The following is an 18,449-nucleotide window of genomic DNA, read 5'->3' as shown; positions in this document are numbered from 1 at the left end:
ATGAATTTCCAACAAAAACTAGAAGAATACGCTGAGCTAGTTGTAAAAGTTGGCTTAAACATTCAAAAGGACCAGCCTTTATTAATTGGGACAACAACAGATACAATCAATTTTACAAGACTTATCGTAAAAAAAGCTTATGAAGCAGGGGCAAAACGAGTAGACGTAAACTATACGGATGAAGTAAACGCTCGTGCTTTTTACGATTTAGCCCCAGATGATGCATTTCATGAATATCCGAAATGGTTGGCAATGCAACGAGATGAGTTAATCGAAAACAAAGGTGCATTATTATGGATTGATGCAGACAACCCAGACTTGTTAGAAGGCGTGTCAGTTGACCGAATTTCTAATTTTCAAAAGGCAGCGGGAAAGGCATTAGAAAACTATCGAAAAGCAGTGATGAATGATGTCATAACTTGGTCCATCGTTGCGATTCCATCTGAAAAATGGGCTGCTAAAGTATTCCCGGAATTAGATGCTGATCAGCAAATGGAAGCATTATGGGATCTCATTTTTAAAGTAGTAAGAATTGGGGAAGGCACCGCGGTACAAAAATGGAAAGAGCATATCGAAAACTTAGAAAGTCGTGCCGCACTTTTAAATGTAAAGCGTTTTAAAAAGCTTCATTACAAAGCAGAAGGAACCGATATCCAAGTTGAGCTACCAAAAGACCATATATGGTTAACAGGGGCTAGTAAAAATGCGCAGGATGTTCCTTATATTGCTAATATGCCGACGGAAGAAGTATATACAGCTCCGCTAAAAACTGGTGTAAATGGTTATGTGAAAAATAAGAAACCCCTTGTATATCAAGGAAATATCGTGGATGATTTTACGTTAACTTTTGAAAATGGTGCCATTACAAAAATAGAGGCATCAATTGGTAAAGAACTTTTACACGAATTGACACAAACTGATAATGGTGCTAATTATTTAGGAGAAATTGCATTAGTTCCGCATGAATCTCCTATATCCGCATCGAATGTATTGTTCTTCAACACATTATTTGATGAAAATGCATCGAATCATTTTGCGATTGGCGAAGCATATCCAACTTGTGTGGAGGGAGCTCGCGGATTATCTCATGAAGAACTAGAACAAATCGGTCTTAATACGTCGATTGTCCATGAAGATTTTATGATTGGTAGCGCTGATATGGATATTATGGGTGAACTAGAAGATGGCACAATGGAGCCTATTTTCCGAAAAGGTACATGGGCATTTTAAGGAGTGGAACATTGCATGAGGAAATGGTTTATTACAATCGTTTTTTTACTGCTTCCTTTTTCGACTTTATCAGTTGAAGCAAAAAGCTCGGAAGTGTATATTGCAATCGGTGATTCATTGGCCGCTGGGCAAACGCCAAATCGTGCAATAGATGCTGGCTATGCAGATTTAATCGCCGGGGAATTGAAACGGTCACGCTCGCTTGCTTTTTATTCGAAAGAATTAGCTTTTCCAGGTTTTACTACTGCGGATGTGTTATCGACGGTGCAAACGGAAGAAGCAAAAGCATTACTAAAAAATGCGACGCTCGTTACAATTTCTGCTGGGGCAAATGATTTATTACGACTTGTGCAAGCAAACCCATCAAATGGATCGCTTTCGTATCAACAAATTCCAGCCGATTTTGCATTAAATAATGTAAGGAAAAACATCAGCGAAATTATAAAAGAAGTGAAAGAAGCTGCTCCGAAAGCAAAAGTTTATGTAATGGGATATTACTTTGCTTACCCACATGTACATGAATCGCAAAAACAAGGTGTTCAAAAAGAATTAAATACATTGCATACAATATTAAAAGAGCAAGCAGAAGAAAATGGGGCTATATTTGTATCCGTAGAAGAAGCATTTGCACCTCAAGCAAAAGAACTTATTCCGAATCCAGCAGATGTGCATCCTTCGATGGAAGGATATAGACTAATGGCAAACGCATTTTTGGCACAATATAATAAACGCTTGCAAGTGCAACCAAACGAGCTACCAATTCCAAATCCTTTAACATTTGAAGAGATTTTAAATAGCCAAAAAGAAGCCGCAACATCGCCAGTTTCCAAAGTAGAAGGTCTGGATAATTATTTTTCGTTAACTGAGTTAAAGCCACTTATTTAAAAAGCTGTCTCCGAAAAAAAGGAGACAGCTTTTTATTATTTAGTCGATTTTTTAGCTTGTATTGCTTTTTTTACAATTGGAATGACGATTGGAGCTAATTTGATTGCAGTTTTTACGATAGATTTTACTTTCATCATGATCTCTCCCTGGCTGTTCTCTATGCTGTTTATATTCCCATTAAGAGTGAAGCATAAACATTATCTTAACACTCGGATGCCTTGTATAATATTCCATATTAAAACAATAATATAAACGATAGCATATAAAAGAATGAATAATAAAGGACCAGATGCCATCCAAAAAGAAGGTTGTTCAAAAGTCATGCTCATAGAATACGAAGCAGGGATGACCGTTGCAAAAATGATAATAAATAAAACAATCATTAATATGACTGGTATAATATGTGAAATTAATGACTTTTTTGCATGATACTTTACTTCTTTATCGTGCGAAACAAAAAAAACAATAATTGGAACAATGAATGGTGCAAATAATACACTAAAATAGGATAGAGCACTTAACATTTTACTATTATTCACTTATTGTATCTCCTTTTCATTTTAGTATCATTCCAAAATAAACGATACTAAAACTTGTTTGAATTGCTCTACAGATGAGATGGAAACATATTCTTTTTCCCCATGCCAATCCGCACCACTCGGTCCAAACTCAATGGCACCAGCTCCTTTTTCCGCATAAAAACGAGTATCAGCAGAGCCGTGTTGCCCAAATAAATTAGTTGGCTGCTTCGTTAAACTAGTTGTTATTTGTTGTAGTTTTTTTACATATTCATTATTTTCTTCTGTCGTTACGGCCGGAGCGGTGGAATGGATGATTACCTCGCTAGTTGGAAAGAGACTGCTAGCTGTATCATTTATTTCCTTAATAATATCTATTGCATGTTGCCCCGGAACAAAGCGAATATCGTAAGATAAAATACATTCGTCTGGTACAACATTGAATCTTTCGCCTGCATGTATTTTTGCCAAGTTTAAAGAAGGATAATCATAAAAGGCATTACTTGCTGTTAAAAAAGAAAGTTTGTGTATTTCTTGATCAAATAGGAATGCTTGCTCAATCGCATTTATCCCTTCCCATGGACGACTCCCATGACTAGATTTCCCTTTTAGGACCACATCTAACTGAACAATTCCTTTTGCTTGTAGTCCAATATGTAAATGGGTAGGTTCACCGCAAATGACAAAATCTCCATGAAAACCTTGATCGACTAGAAATTTCGAGGTGTCTCCAAACGTTTCTTCATCTGTCACAATATGCAACTGTACTTTTTGCCTTAGTTTTTGAGGAACTAATGAGAGCTCATAAAAAGCTTGCATCATAGCGGCTACTCCCGCTTTCATATCGGCAGAACCCCTTCCAAACAGCTTGTCGCCTTCTATAATAGGGATAAATTGTCCAGGATGACCTGGAACAACATCTACATGCCCATTCCATATAATACAATCGTTACCACTGCCTATTTCTGCAACTAGCATGAATTTGGCATCATGTTCATATACTATTGGAGTAATGCCACGTTCTTCGAGCCAAGATTTACAAAATAACAGCGCTTTGTTTGCACCTTCTAAATCATCACTTTTCATGCGAATTAAATCTTGCAATAACTCTATCATCTGAGTAACCCCTCCGTTATCTATTATTTCTATAAGTATACCAATGAAGGAAGAGGGGTTGCATTCCTTATTTTGTTGGGCTACAATGAATTCGAACTAAATAATTCATAACCACAAGGGGCGTCGCTTACGCGGCTGAGATTGTACCCTTCGAACCTGTAAGTTCAAGCTTGCGTAGGGATGTGGATGGAAACTGACAATCGCGCGATGTCTGGGTCTATCCCGGGCGTCGTTTTTTTGTGGGCAAAAAAGGGGAGTACAATGAGAAATCAACGTGTTTTATTATTAGTGGAGATAGCTATATTTGCAGCTTTAGGATATGTATTAGACCTGATTGGGTTTGGCATGCCACAAGGTGGATCAGTTACGTTTGTGCTTGTACCAGTTATTTTAATTGCTTTCAGACGTGGAGTTGTTGCTGGATTAATTACAGGATTTTTAATTGGTTTATTGCAAGTGGCAACAGGCAGTGCTTATTTCGCACCTTTATCATTTATATTTGTTATTTTTCAAGTAGGAATCGATTATTTTATCGCCTTTATGGTAGCAGGATTTGCTGGTTTCTTTAGACCTTCATTTATAAAAGCATTAGAAAACAAAGATACGAAGAAAATGATTACAGCAGTCATTGCTGGTACATTTGTTGCGGCATTTCTCCGTTACTTAGCACATGTAACGTCTGGTATTCTATTTTTTAGCGAATACGCTGGAGATCAAAATCCGATTTTATATTCGGTCATTTATAATTCTACTTATATGATACCAGTATTTTTAGTCGCAGCATTTATTTGTACGGTGTTGTTCGTAAAAGCACCACGCCTTTTACTGCCGAATAGAGTATAAATATGATATGATTATTGTACAGTTAATGGAGAAGGGATCTTATATAGATGATTGTACAAACAAATGAAGAGTTAGAAGCGTTAAAAAAAATCGGCCGAATTGTGGCAGAAGTACGCGATGCGATGCAGGCGGCAACAAAACCTGGTGTCACAACAAAAGAATTAGATGAAATTGCAGGCAAAATGTTCACAGAAACAGGTGCCATTTCAGGACCTAAAGGGGAGTATGATTTCCCAGGCTATACTTGTATAAGTGTAAACGAAGAAGTTGCTCATGGCATTCCTGGGTCACGTGTTATTCAAGAAGGAGACATGGTCAATATCGACGTGTCTGGTTCATATGATGGTTACTTTGCAGATACTGGTATTTCATTTGTTGTGGGAGACGGCTATCCAGAAAAAGAGAAGCTATGTGCAGTAGCGGAAAGTGCCTTCAACCGTGCAATGTTAAAAGTGAAGACAGGTGCTCGCTTAAATCAAATCGGTAAAGCAGTTGCAAGAGAAGCAAAAGACAATGGCCTACATGTTATTATGAATTTAACGGGACATGGAATTGGAAAATCTCTACATGAAGCACCACAGCATGTATTGAATTATTATGATGCATGGGATCCTACGATTTTAAAAGAAGGTATGGTGCTTGCAGTGGAGCCATTTATCTCGGCGAAAGCAGAGCATATTGTGGAGTCTGGAGATGGATGGACGTTCGTCACACCTGACAAATCATTGGTAGCTCAAATCGAACATACAATTGTTGTAACAAAAGAAGGTCCAATTCTTTTAACAAAATTAGATTAAAATAAGTAAAACGCCACCCGAAATTATTCCTTCGGTGGCGTTTTTTTAATGAAAAATATACCTACAACAAGCACACTGCTTAAAAAAATGGATGCAGTTGATATGAGTAACTCGTTAAACAGATGACGGCAGGCGAGTCCTAAAAAAGTCCAGATAAAAACAAGTACTATCGCCCGATCTGCAAAATGATATCTAAAATGGAGAGCGATAGCTGTAGCAATAGTTAAAAGAATAACTGTCCACAGCGACTTTGTAATTCCTAAACCGCTGAATTCATAAAAAGTCAAAAGATAATCCAGATTGATGAAGGTCATAATAAATGCCCAACCAAAATAAATAGAAATAGGTAATCTGCTCATCCAGTTAGGTTGTTTGACTGGATAAGTTGTATAAAGTAAAAATAAAGTCCCAAGTAAAAGAAGCATAGTAATTAGAGCATAATTAAACTGCTCAAAATGCCAAAAAAGAATCCATATACTATGTAAAATAGAAGTAATGACAAAGAGTAAAACCCGTTTTAAAGGGAGGTGTCGAGTAGCCTGATACTCTTTTATACTATTCCAAATCCAACTTGCCAATAAAAGATAAATAACAATCCAAATAAAAAATACATAATGGGCAGGTGTGAAAAATATAGGAAGTCTATTTAAAATACTTACAGTTGTTTGATCATTTATAGGAAGTACATTTGCAAGTATATGCACAGTGATTGTAGAGATTAAGCTTAAAATCAAAAGGATGATTTTGACCATTCGATCTCCTCCTTCTATATAGTAAGTATACCTTTGAAATAAACCTACGACAAATTACAATTATGAATATTATGTGACGAAAACTGCATAATCGGAAGTCAAAAACATGGTATACTAAATTTCTAAATATATTGTCATTATAGGGGGAAGATTTAAATGAATGCAGAAACTTATTCGGTTGTATGGGATTTAGACTCCTTTTTTGTAGGAGGAAGTAGTTCAACGGAACTTCGAAAGCACTTAGATGATGTAAAGAACAAATTGGTGGCCTTTGAAGGGGAACTAAAAAATTTTTCTACTCCATCATCGATTCAAGATGTAGATAAAATAGTACATACGATTGACAAATTGAAAGATATAGCAGTGAATTTATCTGAAGGGGGAGCGGTAATCGGCTGCTTGTTAGCACAAGATACGACGGATAAACAAGCTGCATTATTAGAAGGAGAAGTAGGGTCTCTTTATGCAAAACTGTCTTCCTCAACGCTTACGATCCAACAAATGCTAGGTCAGACTGAAGAATCCCTTTGGCAAGATTTGCTACAAACCAATGAACTCTCTACCTTTACATTTGTATTAAACGAATGGAGAGACGAAGCTAAGCGAATGCTCTCTGAAAAAGAAGAAGATATGATCACAACGCTGGGTGTTGATGGATATCATGCTTGGGGTCAATTATACGATTTACTAGTAGGTGATATGCGTATCAAAGTAACTATCGACGGAGTGGAAAAAGAGCTATCTGTTGGACAAGCGAATAATTTAAGCTCACACGAAGAGGCTGCTATTCGAAAACACTCCTTTGACGCGTTAGAGGCTGCTTGGACAGAGAAAGAAGACTTTTTCGCTAAAACATTAAACCATCTTGCAGGATTTCGACTAGCTGTATACGAAAAAAGAGGGTGGGATTCCGTTTTACAAGAACCTTTGCAAATTAATCGTATGAAACAACAGACACTAGACGCAATGTGGGGTGCTATTGCCAAAAATAAAGCACCATTCGTTGAATATTTAAATAGAAAATCGGCTATGCTAGGCGAAAAAAGAATGCACTGGTATGACTTGGATGCACCGGTAAGCGCTTCTACGGAAAAGATGGACTTTCAACAAGGTGCGGAGTTCATTTTGAAGCATTTCAAAGAATTCGGTCCTAAACTTGCAGCATTTTCAAGAAATGCTTTTGAAAAAGGATGGATTGAAGCAGAAGATCGTCCAAAAAAACGTCCAGGAGGCTTTTGTACAGGAATGCCAGTATCAGAAGAATCTCGTATTTTCATGACGTATAGTGGCTCTATGTCCAATGTTTCAACGCTTGCACATGAATTGGGACATGCTTTTCATTCATATGCTTTAAGACCAGTACATTGGATGAATCGTCAATACGCAATGGGAGTAGCGGAGACGGCATCTACGTTTGCCGAAATGATTGTTGCCGACGCTGCAGTAAAAGAAGCGAAAACAGATGAAGAAAAAATTGCTCTTTTAGAAGATAAAATTCAGCGTAGTGTTGCATTTTTTATGAATATCCATGCACGCTTTTTGTTTGAAACTAGATTCTATGAGGAACGCAAAAATGGAATCGTTTCTGCAACTAGATTAAATGAACTAATGGAAGCTGCTCAAAAAGAAGCGTATGGCGATGCATTGGAAACAACTCATCCACATTTCTGGGCTTCTAAATTACATTTTTATATTACCGATGTACCATTTTATAATTTCCCATATACTTTTGGCTATTTATTTTCTTTAAGTATCTATGCGAAAGCTATTTCAGAAGGTGCTAACTTTGAAGAAAAATATATTGCTCTACTTCAAGATACAGCAGTGATGACAGTAGAAGATTTAGCAATGAAGCATTTAGGGGAAGATATTACGAAAGAAGCGTTTTGGATAAAAGGTATCAACCTTTGCATTCAAGATGTGAACGAATTTATTCAATTGACTAATGCAAAAGGGTGAAAAAGCTTGATTTACTTAGAAGGGGATACTTGTTATTTACGGACATTAAGTATAAAAGATGCACCGAGTTTAGCAGATCTTGTTTACCGAAATAAGTATTATTGGTCCATCTATGAACCTTTGCACCGAGATGACTACTACACTACTACTGTTCAAAGAGAGAAAATTAGAGAATCCCTGCTTTTGATGCAAGAAAAAAGAGAATTTGGTTTTGGCATATTCGAGCATAATACAGATAAAATGATTGGTCATATCTCGTTATATAGCCTAAAAAGAATGCCCTTTTCTAGTGGACTAATTGGTTACTCGATTGATGAACAATTTGTTGGAAAAGGGATAGCATCAGAAGCAGTACATATCGTCAAATCATTTGGTTTTGAACACGTCCATTTAAACCGTATAGAGGCATATGTATCTCCACGAAATGGTGGGTCGATTAAAGTACTAGAAAAAAATGAATTTCTACGAGAAGGATTACTTCGTAAACTTCTCTTCATTAATGGTAAGTGGGAAGACCATTATATGTATGCTTCACTGAGTGAAGAATATTGAAAGGGTAAGAGTCTTTATAAAAAATTAAAAAGCCGGTTGTTCCATTTCTGAACAACTGGCTTTTATGTGTCGATTTCCCGGGAAATAATTTACTTGTTGTCGACAGAACCATCTGTAACTAAGTCTAAACGTCCAGTCGTTGGATCAATAATTAATCCATGAACAGGAATGCTTGGTAAGATGAGTGGATGATTTCTAATCATCTCCACACTATGTAAAACACTTTGTTCTACATCAGAAAAACCTTCTAACCATTTATCCATATTAACACCTGAATATTTTAAAACATCGAAAGTATGAGGATCTACACCTCTGTCGATCATTTTTTCTACTATTTTATCTGGTTGGATTGCACTCATACCACAATCATGATGTCCAACGACGAAAATTTCGTCTGCTTGTAGTTCATAAACAGCTACTATCAAGCTTCTCATAATACCACCAAATGGATGATTAATAACGGCGCCGGCACTCTTAACAAGTTTGACATCACCATTTTTTATATTCATTGATTTGTGAATCATTTCTGTAAGTCTAGTATCCATACATGTTAAAATGACCATTCGTTTATCGGGAAACTTCGTTGTTACGTAAGGTTTGTATAATTCGTTTTCTACAAAAGATTTATTAAATGATAAAATTTCATCTAGCTTTGACATAATGTTCCCCCTAATAATTACTTTATTTTTTATTTTATATTAAATGAGAGGGGAATGCTTGTTATTTGTTTCAACTTAAAACGGTAGTTAGCAACTTTATTTAGCAACTTTTTGTTTACGACTAGACAAGAAGTAAGCTTTTCCAGTTCCAATAGCTACAGATTGTAGCGGTTCAGGTGCAAGGTGAACAGGTACTTCAATAACACTTGAAAGCCATTCTTTTATATCTTTTAATAAGGCACCGCCACCTGTCAGTACCACTCCATGATCTACGATATCTCCCGAAAGTTCCGGTGGGCATATTTCAAGTGTTGCACGGACTACTTCTAAAATAATTTCAAGTGATTCTTTTAAAACTTCTTGAATTTGAGTAGAAGAAAGATGGATCGTTTTAGGTAAACCCGTCACAACATCTCTTCCGCGCACATCCATTTGTTCTACCGTATGAGGGACTAATGCATGACCAATTGTTTTCTTTATATTTTCAGCAGTTGGTTCTCCAATGATGACATTATATTCTTTTCTAATAAAATGGATAATTGCTTCATCCATTCGATCACCTGCAGATTTTACTGTGTTAGAAGCAACTACGCCACCAAATGAAATAATTCCAACTTCCGTTGTACCTCCGCCAATATCAACAATCATACTTGCAACAGGTTCATCTACAGGAAGTCCAGCTCCAATTGCTGCAGCTACAGGCTCTTCCATTAGTTGTACTTCTTTTGCACCGCTTTGTCGGACGGCATCTTGAATTGCTCTACGCTCGACAGATGTTGCACCTGAAGGAGTACAAACGATAACAGTTGGTTTGCGAAGCGAAGTACCTAATTTCTTACTAGCTTTTTGCATTACTAGTTTTAATAATTGAGTTGTAATATCAAAGTCTGCAATAACCCCATCTTGAAGTGGTCTTATTACTTCAATTGATATAGGTGTTTTACCGATCATTTTTTTTGCTTCCTCACCGAAAGCTACTATTTCTTTTGTTTTTGTATTCACTGCTACAACTGTAGGTTCATCTATAAGTAAGCCTTTGCTTTTTGTATAAACTAATGTATTTGCTGTTCCTAAATCTATTCCAATATGTGCATTTGAAAACATTATTGTTCCTCCAATCCAATGGTACCTGAGTCAAGTATAATAGATAAATAGACGTTTGCCATATGTTATATGTTGGAAGTTTACGTATGTTTCAATAGAAAATGGTTATTTTTGATTAATGAGATTCGGCAAATTGATGTGATAGTACTATATTGTAATAAATTTGAAATACTATTGTTACCAAAAAGAAAGGAAAAAGAGACGTAATGACATCTGTTTTAGTTAAAAATAAGCAAGCATCCCATTTTGTATTTAGAAGCCTCGGTAAAGGTATTACTAAACATTCCAGTCTAAAGTACTCTGAAGACGAAGATAAACATTATGCTAAAATGTAAATATTATATTGGGTAACAAAGGATATTTAACTACAGAAAAAAAACAACCGCATAAAATGCGGTTGTTTGGATTATTTAGAAGGTTTAGGATCTACTTGGATAGCGTCGTGTGTGTTCATGCCTTTAGCGAAGTAATGAATAATTGTATATCCTGAAATCCCTATACATACTGCAAAACCAAGAACTGTAACTGTGAATAAGCCCATTATTAAACACCTCACTAGTTATGATACTACTATTATAGCTTATCTACTTAGAAAAAGTAAGAAGAAATATTTAGAAACGAAACCAGTAGTTAAATAGTTTTAAAATGCCCAATTACCATTGCGGAAGATAGGTTCTGTAGAGCCATCTTCTTTAATGCCATCTATATTCATTTGATCTGAACCAATCATAAAATCTACATGCGTAATACTTTCATTCAATCCATGTTCCGCAAGCTCTTCACGACTCATCTTCTTCCCACCTTCTAGGCAGAAAGCATAAGCACTTCCGATTGCCAAATGGTTGGAAGCATTCTCATCGAACAAAGTGTTATAAAATAATAAATTAGAATTCGAAATCGGTGAATCATGAGGTACAAGCGCTACTTCTCCTAAATAGTGAGAACCCTCGTCTGTAGCGACAAGATTTTCCAGTACTTCTTGACCTTGCTCTGCTTCTACTTTTACAATACGACCTTTTTCAAAAGTAACGCTGAAATTGTCAATAATATTTCCACCATAACTTAATGGCTTGCTACTCGCTACATAGCCTTCCACACCTGTTTTCAAAGGAACTGTAAATACTTCTTCTGTCGGCATATTTGCCATGAAATCTTCGCCTTTTTCGTTTACACTACTAGCTCCACACCAAACATGCCCTTTTGGAAGTTCAATTGTTAAATCTGTACCAGGAGCCGTATAGTGAAGTTTTTTATAGTTTTTATCATTTAAATAATCTACTTTTTTGTGTAAAAGGGTATCATGCTCTTTCCAAGCTGCGACAGGATCTTCTAAATCTGCACGAACCGCTTTGAAAATAGCTTCCCATAATGCAGGGACTTGTTCTTCTTCTGCTAGTTCTGGGAACACTTTGCTTGCCCAGTCTTTGGACGGAGATGCGATTACTGTCCAGCTGATTTTATCTGATTGTACATATTGGCGATATTTACTTAAAGCTTGCCCAGTTGCTTTTTGGAATGCAGCAATTTTAGCTGTGTCTACGCCTTTTAAAAGATCAGGACTTTGACTCATGATGCTCATAAACGCAGCACCTTCTTCTGCTAATAGTTCTCGTTCTTGTACTTTCCATGATGGATAATAGTCAAAAGAATCTTTTGGAGCCAAATCATAGCGTAGGCGTGTAATCTCATCATCAGAGAAGTCTACAAACACTTGACCAGCACCAATTTCATAAGCTTTTTTTGTGATTAAGCGGACAAGTTCTACACTATCAATAGAAGCTGCGATGTATAATTTTTGTCCAGGTTGAATATTTACCCCAACTTCCACTGCCAATGAAGCATATTTTTCTAATTTAGTTTTAAACGATGACATATTCATACTCCCTTTCTATGCATATTTTCATAGTATCAGTTTTACGAATGATATGACAATAATCATTCGTATTAGAAAAGTAGAAATTTGTTCAATTTTACTGCATTTATATGAAGGAAAAGAAAGATTGATATTCAAATATGTTTAATAATGCCGAAATAAAGTACAGAAATAGAATGTGGAGGAAATGGAATGGATAAGTCTACAGTATTCGGTTTAATAATAGGGTTTGTTTCAGTAGCTGTTGGAATGGTATTAAAAGGGGCCGGTTTAGCAAACTTATTAAACCCTGCTGCTATTTTAATCATTATTTTTGGAACGATTGCAACGGTTGTTATTGGGTTCCCGACAAGTGAGTTAAAAAGGGTACCAAAGCTATTTGGAGTAATTTTTAAAGAGTCAAAGCTAGTACCTGATGTGGAAGTTATTAAAATGTTTTCAAGTTGGGCTGATCTAGCTCGTAGAGAAGGATTATTAGCATTAGAAAGTAAAACAACAGAAGTAGAAGATCCATTTTTAAAAAATGGTCTGACATTAGCTATTGATGGACAAAATGCAGATTATATTCGAGATGTCTTGACAGAAGAAATTGACGCATTAGAGGAAAGGCATTCTGGAGGCGCCCAAATTTTTACGCAAGCTGGTACATATGCACCTACCCTTGGTGTACTTGGTGCAGTAGTTGGACTAATAGCAGCGTTAAGTGATATGAGTGATATTGATAAATTAGCACATGCCATTTCAGCGGCATTCATCGCAACACTTCTAGGTATTTTCACTGGTTACGTTTTATGGCATCCATTTGCCAATAAATTAAAACGTAAATCGAAACAAGAAATTAGACAAAAGACAATGATGCTTGAAGGTATTCTTTCCGTATTAGAAGGAGATGCTCCACGAGTTATTGAACAAAAATTGTCTTCTTACCTATCTATGTCAGAGCGCAAAAAAGTTCTAAATGAAAGCGGGGAGGCTGGCCTTGGCAAAGAAGCATAAAAAACATAAGCATGAAGAAGAAGTAAGTGAAGCTTGGCTACTTCCATATTCCGATGTTTTAACCTTATTGCTAGCTCTTTTCATCGTGTTATTTGCTTCAAGTTCTGTAGATCAACAAAAGTTGGAACAAATGTCTCAAGCCTTCAACCAAGTATTCGATGGAGGGACTGGTATTTTTGAACAGCCATCTCCAATTCAAATGCCTGACACGCCTAATGACTTAGGTCAAGGTGAAGATGGTGAGAGCACGGCTTATATAGAAGACCAACAAGCATTAGCGGAAATTCAAGATAGTGTAGATGAGTATATTGCAGTGAATGCATTAGAGAAACAATTTGCTACTGAACTAACAGGAGAAGGATTATTAGTTACCATTCGAGATAATATCCTATTTGATATGGGACAAGCGGAAGTGAAGCCGGAGTATCGACAAATTGCAGAAGATATAGCGAATTTACTTGTATTTGATCCGCCTAGAAACGTTGTTATTACAGGACATACAGATGATATTCCGATTTCAAGTAATGAATTTTCATCTAACTGGGAACTAAGTGTTATGCGTTCCGTTAATTTTTTGAGAATTTTAGTTGAAAATAATACGGTTGATCCACTCTATTTTAGTGCTAAAGGATACGGAGAAAATAAACCAGTAGCCTCTAACGATACTGCGGAAGGTCGTGCACAAAATAGAAGAGTGGAAGTACTGATTCAACCACGTGTGTTAGAAGATGGTACATTAAATGATGCCCCACAGTAATACTACTAACTGACAACTCATTTTGTTGTCAGTTTTCTTTTGACTTTTTGAAACAAAAGTTTATAATTAAAACAAAAGTTCATTCTTGAGTGAAAGGAGGAAATTAATTGGACTCGAAAGAAGTTAAGATTTTGAACTATCTTAAAAAGAATCCATACGCTTCTCAGTTAGAAATTGCCAATGAATTAAATATGTCTAGGCCAGCTGTTGCTAATATTATTTCTGGGCTTATTAAAAGCGGGAAAATAACTGGAAGAGCCTATATTTTACCGGAAAACAAAGAAATTATTTGTATAGGTGGAGCGAATGTCGATAGAAAATATATAGTGAAAAGCAACTTACAAATGGGGACTTCCAATCCAACTACTAGCTTACAAAGCATTGGTGGCGTTGCAAGAAATATTGCAGAAAACTTGGGGAGACTAGGACATAGTGTGCGTATGCTTACTGTGGTAGGAAATGATATGGAATATGAATCCATTGAAAAAGCATCAAGCCCTTGGATGAATTTGTTCTCAGTAGAAAAATTAGCAAATTATCAAACAGGGACTTACTCCGCCATATTAGATACGCATGGAGAAATGTTGTTTGCATTAGCGAATATGGATATTTACGATCAATTTACAGTGGAATACTTGAAGAAACAAGAAACACATTTAACAAAAGCTCAACTGTTAATCATTGATATGAATTGTCCAAAAGATGTTATTGAATATGTCCAAACTATTTCAATAGGTTATAAAATACCACTCGCAATTATTCCGGTTTCTTCTCCGAAGATGAACAGAATGCCAGAGTCTTTAGAAGGAATTGAATGGTTAATAACAAATAAAGACGAAGCGGAAACTTATTTCCGAATGACTATAGAAGATGAGTCGTCATGGAAAAAAGCTGCAGAGTTATTTGTAGAAAAAGGGATCAAACAAGTAGTTGTCACAGGTGGGAGTAAAGGCGTCGTATTTGCTGGACAGCAGATTGAAACAACTGTAGCGCCAGCAATTCATGCAGATAATATAGTAGATGTAACAGGTGCAGGAGACGCATTTGTAGCGGGAACATTACATGCATGGCTAGAAGGCATGGAAGTAAAACAAGCAGTACAAACTGGAATGGTCAATGCCAATAAAACACTTCAGTCCCCTGAAACGGTTCGTACGGAACTTACAAAAATCGGTTTAAATAATGAATTGGAGGAATATATATTATGAAACAATATTTAACGTACTCACAAGAAGTAGAACAAGGAATGGCAGCAGGACAACCAATCGTTGCTTTAGAGTCAACAATCATTTCACACGGTATGCCTTATCCACAAAACGTAGAAATGGCTAAAAAAGTGGAACAAATTATTCGTGATAATGGAGCAGTACCAGCAACAATTGCGATCATGGATGGCGAGATTAAAATCGGACTTTCAAACGAAGATCTTGAAACGCTTGCTACAAGTAAAAATGTAAGAAAAACATCGAGAAGAGATCTTGCATATGTAGTTGCTTCTAAAGAAATCGGGGCTACAACAGTTGCAACAACGATGATTTGTGCTGAACTTGCTGGTATCAAAATGTTCGTAACAGGCGGTATTGGTGGCGTGCATAGAGGTGCTGAAACGACGATGGATATTTCGGCTGATTTAGAAGAACTAGCTTCTACAAATGTAGCAGTAGTATGCGCTGGAGCAAAATCTATCTTGGATATCGGTTTAACTTTAGAATATTTAGAAACAAAAGGTGTGCCAGTAGTAGGTTTCGGAACAGATGCGTTCCCAGCATTCTATACAGCAACGAGCCAATTTGCAGCTAACTTCCGTTTAGACGAGCCTAAAGAAGTTGCAGAAATGCTTAAAACAAAATGGGAGTTAGGATTAAACGGAGGAGCAATTATTGCAAACCCAATTCCAGCAGAATTCTCATTAGACGAAGCATATATCAATGACATCATCCATACAGCTTTAAAAGAAGCAGATGAAAACGGCATTAAAGGAAAAGACGTGACACCTTTCTTACTTGGAAAAGTAAAAGAATTAACGGAAGGTAAATCATTAGAATCAAACATTGAGCTTGTTTATAACAATGCAAAAGTTGGAGCTCAAATCGCAGTTGAACTAAACAAATAATTTTAAACGGTCGCAAACGAAAAAATTCCTTCCCAACGTTATATTGGGAAGGAATTTTTTATTTGCGTAAGCTTCCAAGTTCAGCGGCAATTGCTTGCATTTCACTTGGGCTAAAAGAATCTCTTTTTTTCACCATTTCATATAGATAGACTAGATCTTCATATTGAGATGCATTAAAATGTTCTGATTTCATTGCATCGACATTTACCATGCGAAGTTTTTCTTTTATAGTCTCAATCATAAACGCAACGTTTTCAGCAGTGGGTTCTGATAAATTCATTCTCTTGTACCTACCTTTCATACATTAGAACTTTATCATTTCACGCTCTAGTTCAATTGTCAAATACTATATTGATTTGGTAGCTTTAGCCTCAGCTTTTTCTTCTTTTAACTTTTCTTGAATACGTTTTGTTTCATATACTACAATACCAGAGAGTCCAAGCAAACCTATTAAGTTCGGAATCGCCATCAAGCCATTTGCGATATCTGAGAAAGTCCAGATAAGATCAAGCGAAACGATAGCTCCGATAGGTACCATAATAACAAATGCGATGCGGTAAATAATTAATAAAGAAGGATTTTTAAATAAGTACTGGAAGCATTTTTCACCGTAATAAGCCCAACCGAAAATAGTGGAAGTAGCAAAAAAGATTAATCCAATCGCTACAACATATGGTCCAAAGTCACCTAAAAAATGTCCGAAAGCTACAGATGTTAACTCATTTGCAGCAAGACTAGTATCTTTATACATACCAGACATGACGATTGTAACGCCAGTAATGGAACAAATAAGGAATGTGTCCAAAAATACCTGGGTCATCGAAACAAGTGCTTGTCTTCCAGGTAAATCCGTTTTTGCAGCAGCTGCAGCAATAGGAGCCGAACCTAGACCAGCTTCATTAGAGAATACCCCACGCGCAATACCATAACGAATAGCTGCACCAATTGCCCCACCCAGTGCGGCCTCGCCAGAAAACGCCATTCTAAAAATTGTAGCAAATGCTTCTGGAATAGCAGTAATGTTCATAACCATAACAAGTAAACCAGCTATTAAATAAAATACTGCCATAATAGGAACAAAAATTGCTGTTACATTACCAATTGACTTAATACCACCAAGAATAACAAGTGCGGTAAATATCATAAGAGCCGCTCCCGTAATCCAAGTATCTAAACCAAACGTAGATTTTACAACTCCTGCAACAGAGTTAGACTGTGTTCCATTACCTATACCGAATGCTGCAAGTGCACCGAAAATGGCAAACAATACAGCTAGCCATTTTTGCTTAAGCCCATGCTCTAAATAGTACATCGGGCCACCTGCCATTTGACCTTTAGCGTCTTTCACGCGAAATCTTACTGCTAATATAGCTTCACTATATTTTGTTGCCATCCCAAAGAATGCAGAAACCCACATCCAAAATACTGCACCTGGACCACCAAGTACAACTGCAGTTGCGACCCCAACGATATTACCGGTACCAACTGTTGCAGCGAGAGCAGTAGTAAGTGCCTGGAATTGGGAAATGTCCCCTTCTGCTGTCTTATCATGCTTCTTAGAGAATACTAGTTTTAACGCTGCAGGCAGTAACCTTATTTGAAGAACACCTACTCGTACTGTTAAATAAATACCTGTCCCAACGATTAGTATTAGGAGTGGTATTCCCCAAATTACAGAAGAGATACTTCCTAAAATTTCATTCAACTTCTCCATTTTTTAAAACCCCCATTTTCTATTTTGCTATAAAGTGAACATTTCTAACCTTTCTATTAGATTTCCCCTTATTGCTAATATTCAATAAATTATAGTTATAGTCAAGATAAATTTTAAAATAGAAATAAAAAATACTTTTGTTTTATTCCTCCGAGTCGGGGGTATAATTAATTTATAGAAACTTATTTAACGGAGGTTATGAGATGAGTGAGAGCAAATTTGTTAAAGGCGTAGTATGTGGTGCACTTATTGGTGGCGCATTAACGATGTTAGATGAAAAGACAAGAAATGCAGTTATCCAAAAATCGAATAGTATTGGACGTCAAATAAAGTATTATAGTACAAATAGACAAGAACTAAAAATGACTCTTGAAGATCAACTAACAAAATGGAAATCTTTTTATGAACAGATTAATTCGGATGCGACTTATATCTCGCAAAAAGTAAATGAAGTAAAAGAAATGACCCCTCAAGTGAAAACACTTTTAACCGACACGAAAGAAGCATTTGCACAATCTAAAGAAGAATACAAATCGATTGTCGAATCGGAATCAGATGAGTACGTCGTCAAACAATAAATA

Annotated in this window: 20 protein-coding genes and 1 riboswitch; of the genes, 11 read left to right on the top strand and 9 right to left on the bottom strand. The window is 36.4% G+C overall.

Annotated features, from left to right (window positions below; translation table 11 throughout):
• On the top strand, positions 1–1,230 hold the full coding sequence (locus ACIQ38_RS18590; RefSeq protein ID WP_402826551.1) for an aminopeptidase: 1,230 nt from the start codon (positions 1–3) through the stop codon (positions 1,228–1,230).
• 15 nt (positions 1,231–1,245) lie between these two features.
• A complete protein-coding gene (locus ACIQ38_RS18585) occupies positions 1,246–2,115 on the top strand; it encodes an SGNH/GDSL hydrolase family protein (RefSeq protein ID WP_402826549.1) in 870 nt (289 codons plus the stop codon).
• 197 nt (positions 2,116–2,312) lie between these two features.
• On the opposite strand, the gene ACIQ38_RS18580 is transcribed toward ACIQ38_RS18585, so the two are convergent.
• On the bottom strand, positions 2,313–2,639 hold the full coding sequence (locus tag ACIQ38_RS18580) for a magnetosome magnetite crystal formation protein family (protein ID WP_402826949.1): 327 nt from the start codon (positions 2,637–2,639) through the stop codon (positions 2,313–2,315).
• Between the two features lie 42 nt (positions 2,640–2,681).
• On the bottom strand, positions 2,682–3,749 hold the full coding sequence (locus ACIQ38_RS18575; RefSeq protein ID WP_402826547.1) for a M20 family metallopeptidase: 1,068 nt from the start codon (positions 3,747–3,749) through the stop codon (positions 2,682–2,684).
• Positions 3,750–3,855: 106 nt separating this feature from the next.
• A riboswitch (TPP riboswitch) is annotated at positions 3,856–3,947 on the top strand.
• A 63-nt stretch (positions 3,948–4,010) separates the two neighbouring features.
• Here ACIQ38_RS18575 and thiT point away from each other — a divergent pair.
• Together thiT and map are read left to right on the top strand one after the other, a co-directional pair.
• Entirely contained in the window at positions 4,011–4,592 is a 582-nt protein-coding gene (gene thiT / locus ACIQ38_RS18570) for an energy-coupled thiamine transporter ThiT (RefSeq protein WP_402826544.1), read from the top strand.
• 47 nt (positions 4,593–4,639) lie between these two features.
• The gene (map, locus tag ACIQ38_RS18565; protein ID WP_402826541.1) at positions 4,640–5,389 is read left to right on the top strand and encodes a type I methionyl aminopeptidase; all 750 of its coding nucleotides are present in this window, start codon (positions 4,640–4,642) and stop codon (positions 5,387–5,389) included.
• 23 nt (positions 5,390–5,412) lie between these two features.
• Here map and ACIQ38_RS18560 read toward each other — a convergent pair whose 3' ends face one another.
• Positions 5,413–6,141, bottom strand: a complete 729-nt coding sequence (locus tag ACIQ38_RS18560; RefSeq protein WP_402826538.1) for a tryptophan-rich sensory protein — start codon at positions 6,139–6,141, stop codon at positions 5,413–5,415.
• Between the two features lie 156 nt (positions 6,142–6,297).
• Between ACIQ38_RS18560 and ACIQ38_RS18555 the strand changes: the two genes are divergently transcribed.
• Together ACIQ38_RS18555 and ACIQ38_RS18550 are read left to right on the top strand one after the other, a co-directional pair.
• Positions 6,298–8,100 carry a M3 family oligoendopeptidase gene (locus ACIQ38_RS18555; protein ID WP_402826535.1) on the top strand — a complete coding sequence of 601 codons (1,803 nt, stop codon included), beginning with the start codon at positions 6,298–6,300 and terminating at the stop codon, positions 8,098–8,100.
• Between the two features lie 6 nt (positions 8,101–8,106).
• Entirely contained in the window at positions 8,107–8,652 is a 546-nt protein-coding gene (locus ACIQ38_RS18550; RefSeq protein ID WP_402826532.1) for a GNAT family N-acetyltransferase, read from the top strand.
• A gap of 89 nt (positions 8,653–8,741) precedes the next feature.
• On the opposite strand, the gene ACIQ38_RS18545 is transcribed toward ACIQ38_RS18550, so the two are convergent.
• The 4 genes from ACIQ38_RS18545 to ACIQ38_RS18530 all read right to left on the bottom strand — a co-directional run bounded on the left by ACIQ38_RS18545 (position 8,742) and on the right by ACIQ38_RS18530 (position 12,288).
• The gene (locus ACIQ38_RS18545) at positions 8,742–9,311 is read right to left on the bottom strand and encodes a beta-class carbonic anhydrase (RefSeq protein ID WP_402826529.1); all 570 of its coding nucleotides are present in this window, start codon (positions 9,309–9,311) and stop codon (positions 8,742–8,744) included.
• A 96-nt stretch (positions 9,312–9,407) separates the two neighbouring features.
• Positions 9,408–10,415 carry a rod-share determining protein MreBH gene (gene mreBH, locus ACIQ38_RS18540; protein ID WP_402826526.1) on the bottom strand — a complete coding sequence of 336 codons (1,008 nt, stop codon included), beginning with the start codon at positions 10,413–10,415 and terminating at the stop codon, positions 9,408–9,410.
• 406 nt (positions 10,416–10,821) lie between these two features.
• A complete protein-coding gene (locus tag ACIQ38_RS18535) occupies positions 10,822–10,956 on the bottom strand; it encodes a hypothetical protein (RefSeq protein WP_402826523.1) in 135 nt (44 codons plus the stop codon).
• A 99-nt stretch (positions 10,957–11,055) separates the two neighbouring features.
• Positions 11,056–12,288, bottom strand: a complete 1,233-nt coding sequence (locus tag ACIQ38_RS18530) for an aminopeptidase (protein ID WP_402826520.1) — start codon at positions 12,286–12,288, stop codon at positions 11,056–11,058.
• A 192-nt stretch (positions 12,289–12,480) separates the two neighbouring features.
• On the opposite strand from ACIQ38_RS18530, the gene motA reads away from it, so the two are divergent.
• The 4 genes from motA (at position 12,481) to ACIQ38_RS18510 (ending at position 16,154) form a co-directional block, all read left to right on the top strand.
• Positions 12,481–13,284 (top strand): flagellar motor stator protein MotA, encoded by an 804-nt coding sequence (motA, locus tag ACIQ38_RS18525; protein WP_402826517.1) that lies wholly within the window; start codon positions 12,481–12,483, stop codon positions 13,282–13,284.
• Positions 13,268–14,041, top strand: a complete 774-nt coding sequence (gene motB, locus ACIQ38_RS18520) for a flagellar motor protein MotB (RefSeq protein ID WP_402826514.1) — start codon at positions 13,268–13,270, stop codon at positions 14,039–14,041. Before motA ends, motB begins: the two co-directional genes overlap by 17 nt.
• Before the next feature lie 107 nt (positions 14,042–14,148).
• Complete coding sequence (locus tag ACIQ38_RS18515; protein WP_402826511.1) at positions 14,149–15,249, top strand: PfkB family carbohydrate kinase; 1,101 nt, start codon at positions 14,149–14,151, stop codon at positions 15,247–15,249.
• Entirely contained in the window at positions 15,246–16,154 is a 909-nt protein-coding gene (locus tag ACIQ38_RS18510; protein ID WP_402826507.1) for a pseudouridine-5'-phosphate glycosidase, read from the top strand. The genes ACIQ38_RS18515 and ACIQ38_RS18510 overlap by 4 nt, the downstream gene beginning before the upstream one ends.
• Before the next feature lie 58 nt (positions 16,155–16,212).
• On the opposite strand, the gene ACIQ38_RS18505 is transcribed toward ACIQ38_RS18510, so the two are convergent.
• Both ACIQ38_RS18505 and ACIQ38_RS18500 read right to left on the bottom strand, forming a co-directional pair.
• Positions 16,213–16,434 carry a DUF1128 domain-containing protein gene (locus ACIQ38_RS18505; RefSeq protein WP_402826504.1) on the bottom strand — a complete coding sequence of 74 codons (222 nt, stop codon included), beginning with the start codon at positions 16,432–16,434 and terminating at the stop codon, positions 16,213–16,215.
• Positions 16,435–16,500: 66 nt separating this feature from the next.
• On the bottom strand, positions 16,501–17,868 hold the full coding sequence (locus tag ACIQ38_RS18500; RefSeq protein WP_402826502.1) for an alanine/glycine:cation symporter family protein: 1,368 nt from the start codon (positions 17,866–17,868) through the stop codon (positions 16,501–16,503).
• A gap of 203 nt (positions 17,869–18,071) precedes the next feature.
• On the opposite strand from ACIQ38_RS18500, the gene ACIQ38_RS18495 reads away from it, so the two are divergent.
• On the top strand, positions 18,072–18,446 hold the full coding sequence (locus ACIQ38_RS18495; protein ID WP_402826499.1) for a YtxH domain-containing protein: 375 nt from the start codon (positions 18,072–18,074) through the stop codon (positions 18,444–18,446).
• Positions 18,447–18,449 lie beyond the last annotated feature (3 nt).

Origin of the sequence: Psychrobacillus sp. NPDC096389, assembly GCF_044762855.1 — a bacterium.
In the GTDB taxonomy this organism is placed as follows: domain Bacteria; phylum Bacillota; class Bacilli; order Bacillales_A; family Planococcaceae; genus Psychrobacillus.
The sequence above is the reverse complement of the archived record's forward strand: the minus strand, read 5'-3'. Positions and strand labels throughout refer to the sequence as shown.

Bases quoted from the DNA above. Each gene is read 5' to 3' on its own strand.
- ACIQ38_RS18590 (WP_402826551.1), top strand. From the start codon at position 1: ATGAATTTCCAACAAAAACTAGAAGAATACGCTGAGCTAGTTGTAAAA.
- ACIQ38_RS18585 (WP_402826549.1), top strand. From the start codon at position 1,246: ATGAGGAAATGGTTTATTACAATCGTTTTTTTACTGCTTCCTTTTTCG.
- ACIQ38_RS18580 (WP_402826949.1), bottom strand. From the start codon at position 2,639: ATGTTAAGTGCTCTATCCTATTTTAGTGTATTATTTGCACCATTCATT.
- ACIQ38_RS18575 (WP_402826547.1), bottom strand. From the start codon at position 3,749: ATGATAGAGTTATTGCAAGATTTAATTCGCATGAAAAGTGATGATTTA.
- thiT (WP_402826544.1), top strand. From the start codon at position 4,011: ATGAGAAATCAACGTGTTTTATTATTAGTGGAGATAGCTATATTTGCA.
- map (WP_402826541.1), top strand. From the start codon at position 4,640: ATGATTGTACAAACAAATGAAGAGTTAGAAGCGTTAAAAAAAATCGGC.
- ACIQ38_RS18560 (WP_402826538.1), bottom strand. From the start codon at position 6,141: ATGGTCAAAATCATCCTTTTGATTTTAAGCTTAATCTCTACAATCACT.
- ACIQ38_RS18555 (WP_402826535.1), top strand. From the start codon at position 6,298: ATGAATGCAGAAACTTATTCGGTTGTATGGGATTTAGACTCCTTTTTT.
- ACIQ38_RS18545 (WP_402826529.1), bottom strand. From the start codon at position 9,311: ATGTCAAAGCTAGATGAAATTTTATCATTTAATAAATCTTTTGTAGAA.
- mreBH (WP_402826526.1), bottom strand. From the start codon at position 10,415: ATGTTTTCAAATGCACATATTGGAATAGATTTAGGAACAGCAAATACA.
- ACIQ38_RS18535 (WP_402826523.1), bottom strand. From the start codon at position 10,956: ATGGGCTTATTCACAGTTACAGTTCTTGGTTTTGCAGTATGTATAGGG.
- ACIQ38_RS18530 (WP_402826520.1), bottom strand. From the start codon at position 12,288: ATGTCATCGTTTAAAACTAAATTAGAAAAATATGCTTCATTGGCAGTG.
- motA (WP_402826517.1), top strand. From the start codon at position 12,481: ATGGATAAGTCTACAGTATTCGGTTTAATAATAGGGTTTGTTTCAGTA.
- ACIQ38_RS18510 (WP_402826507.1), top strand. From the start codon at position 15,246: ATGAAACAATATTTAACGTACTCACAAGAAGTAGAACAAGGAATGGCA.
- ACIQ38_RS18505 (WP_402826504.1), bottom strand. From the start codon at position 16,434: ATGAATTTATCAGAACCCACTGCTGAAAACGTTGCGTTTATGATTGAG.
- ACIQ38_RS18500 (WP_402826502.1), bottom strand. From the start codon at position 17,868: ATGGAGAAGTTGAATGAAATTTTAGGAAGTATCTCTTCTGTAATTTGG.
- ACIQ38_RS18495 (WP_402826499.1), top strand. From the start codon at position 18,072: ATGAGTGAGAGCAAATTTGTTAAAGGCGTAGTATGTGGTGCACTTATT.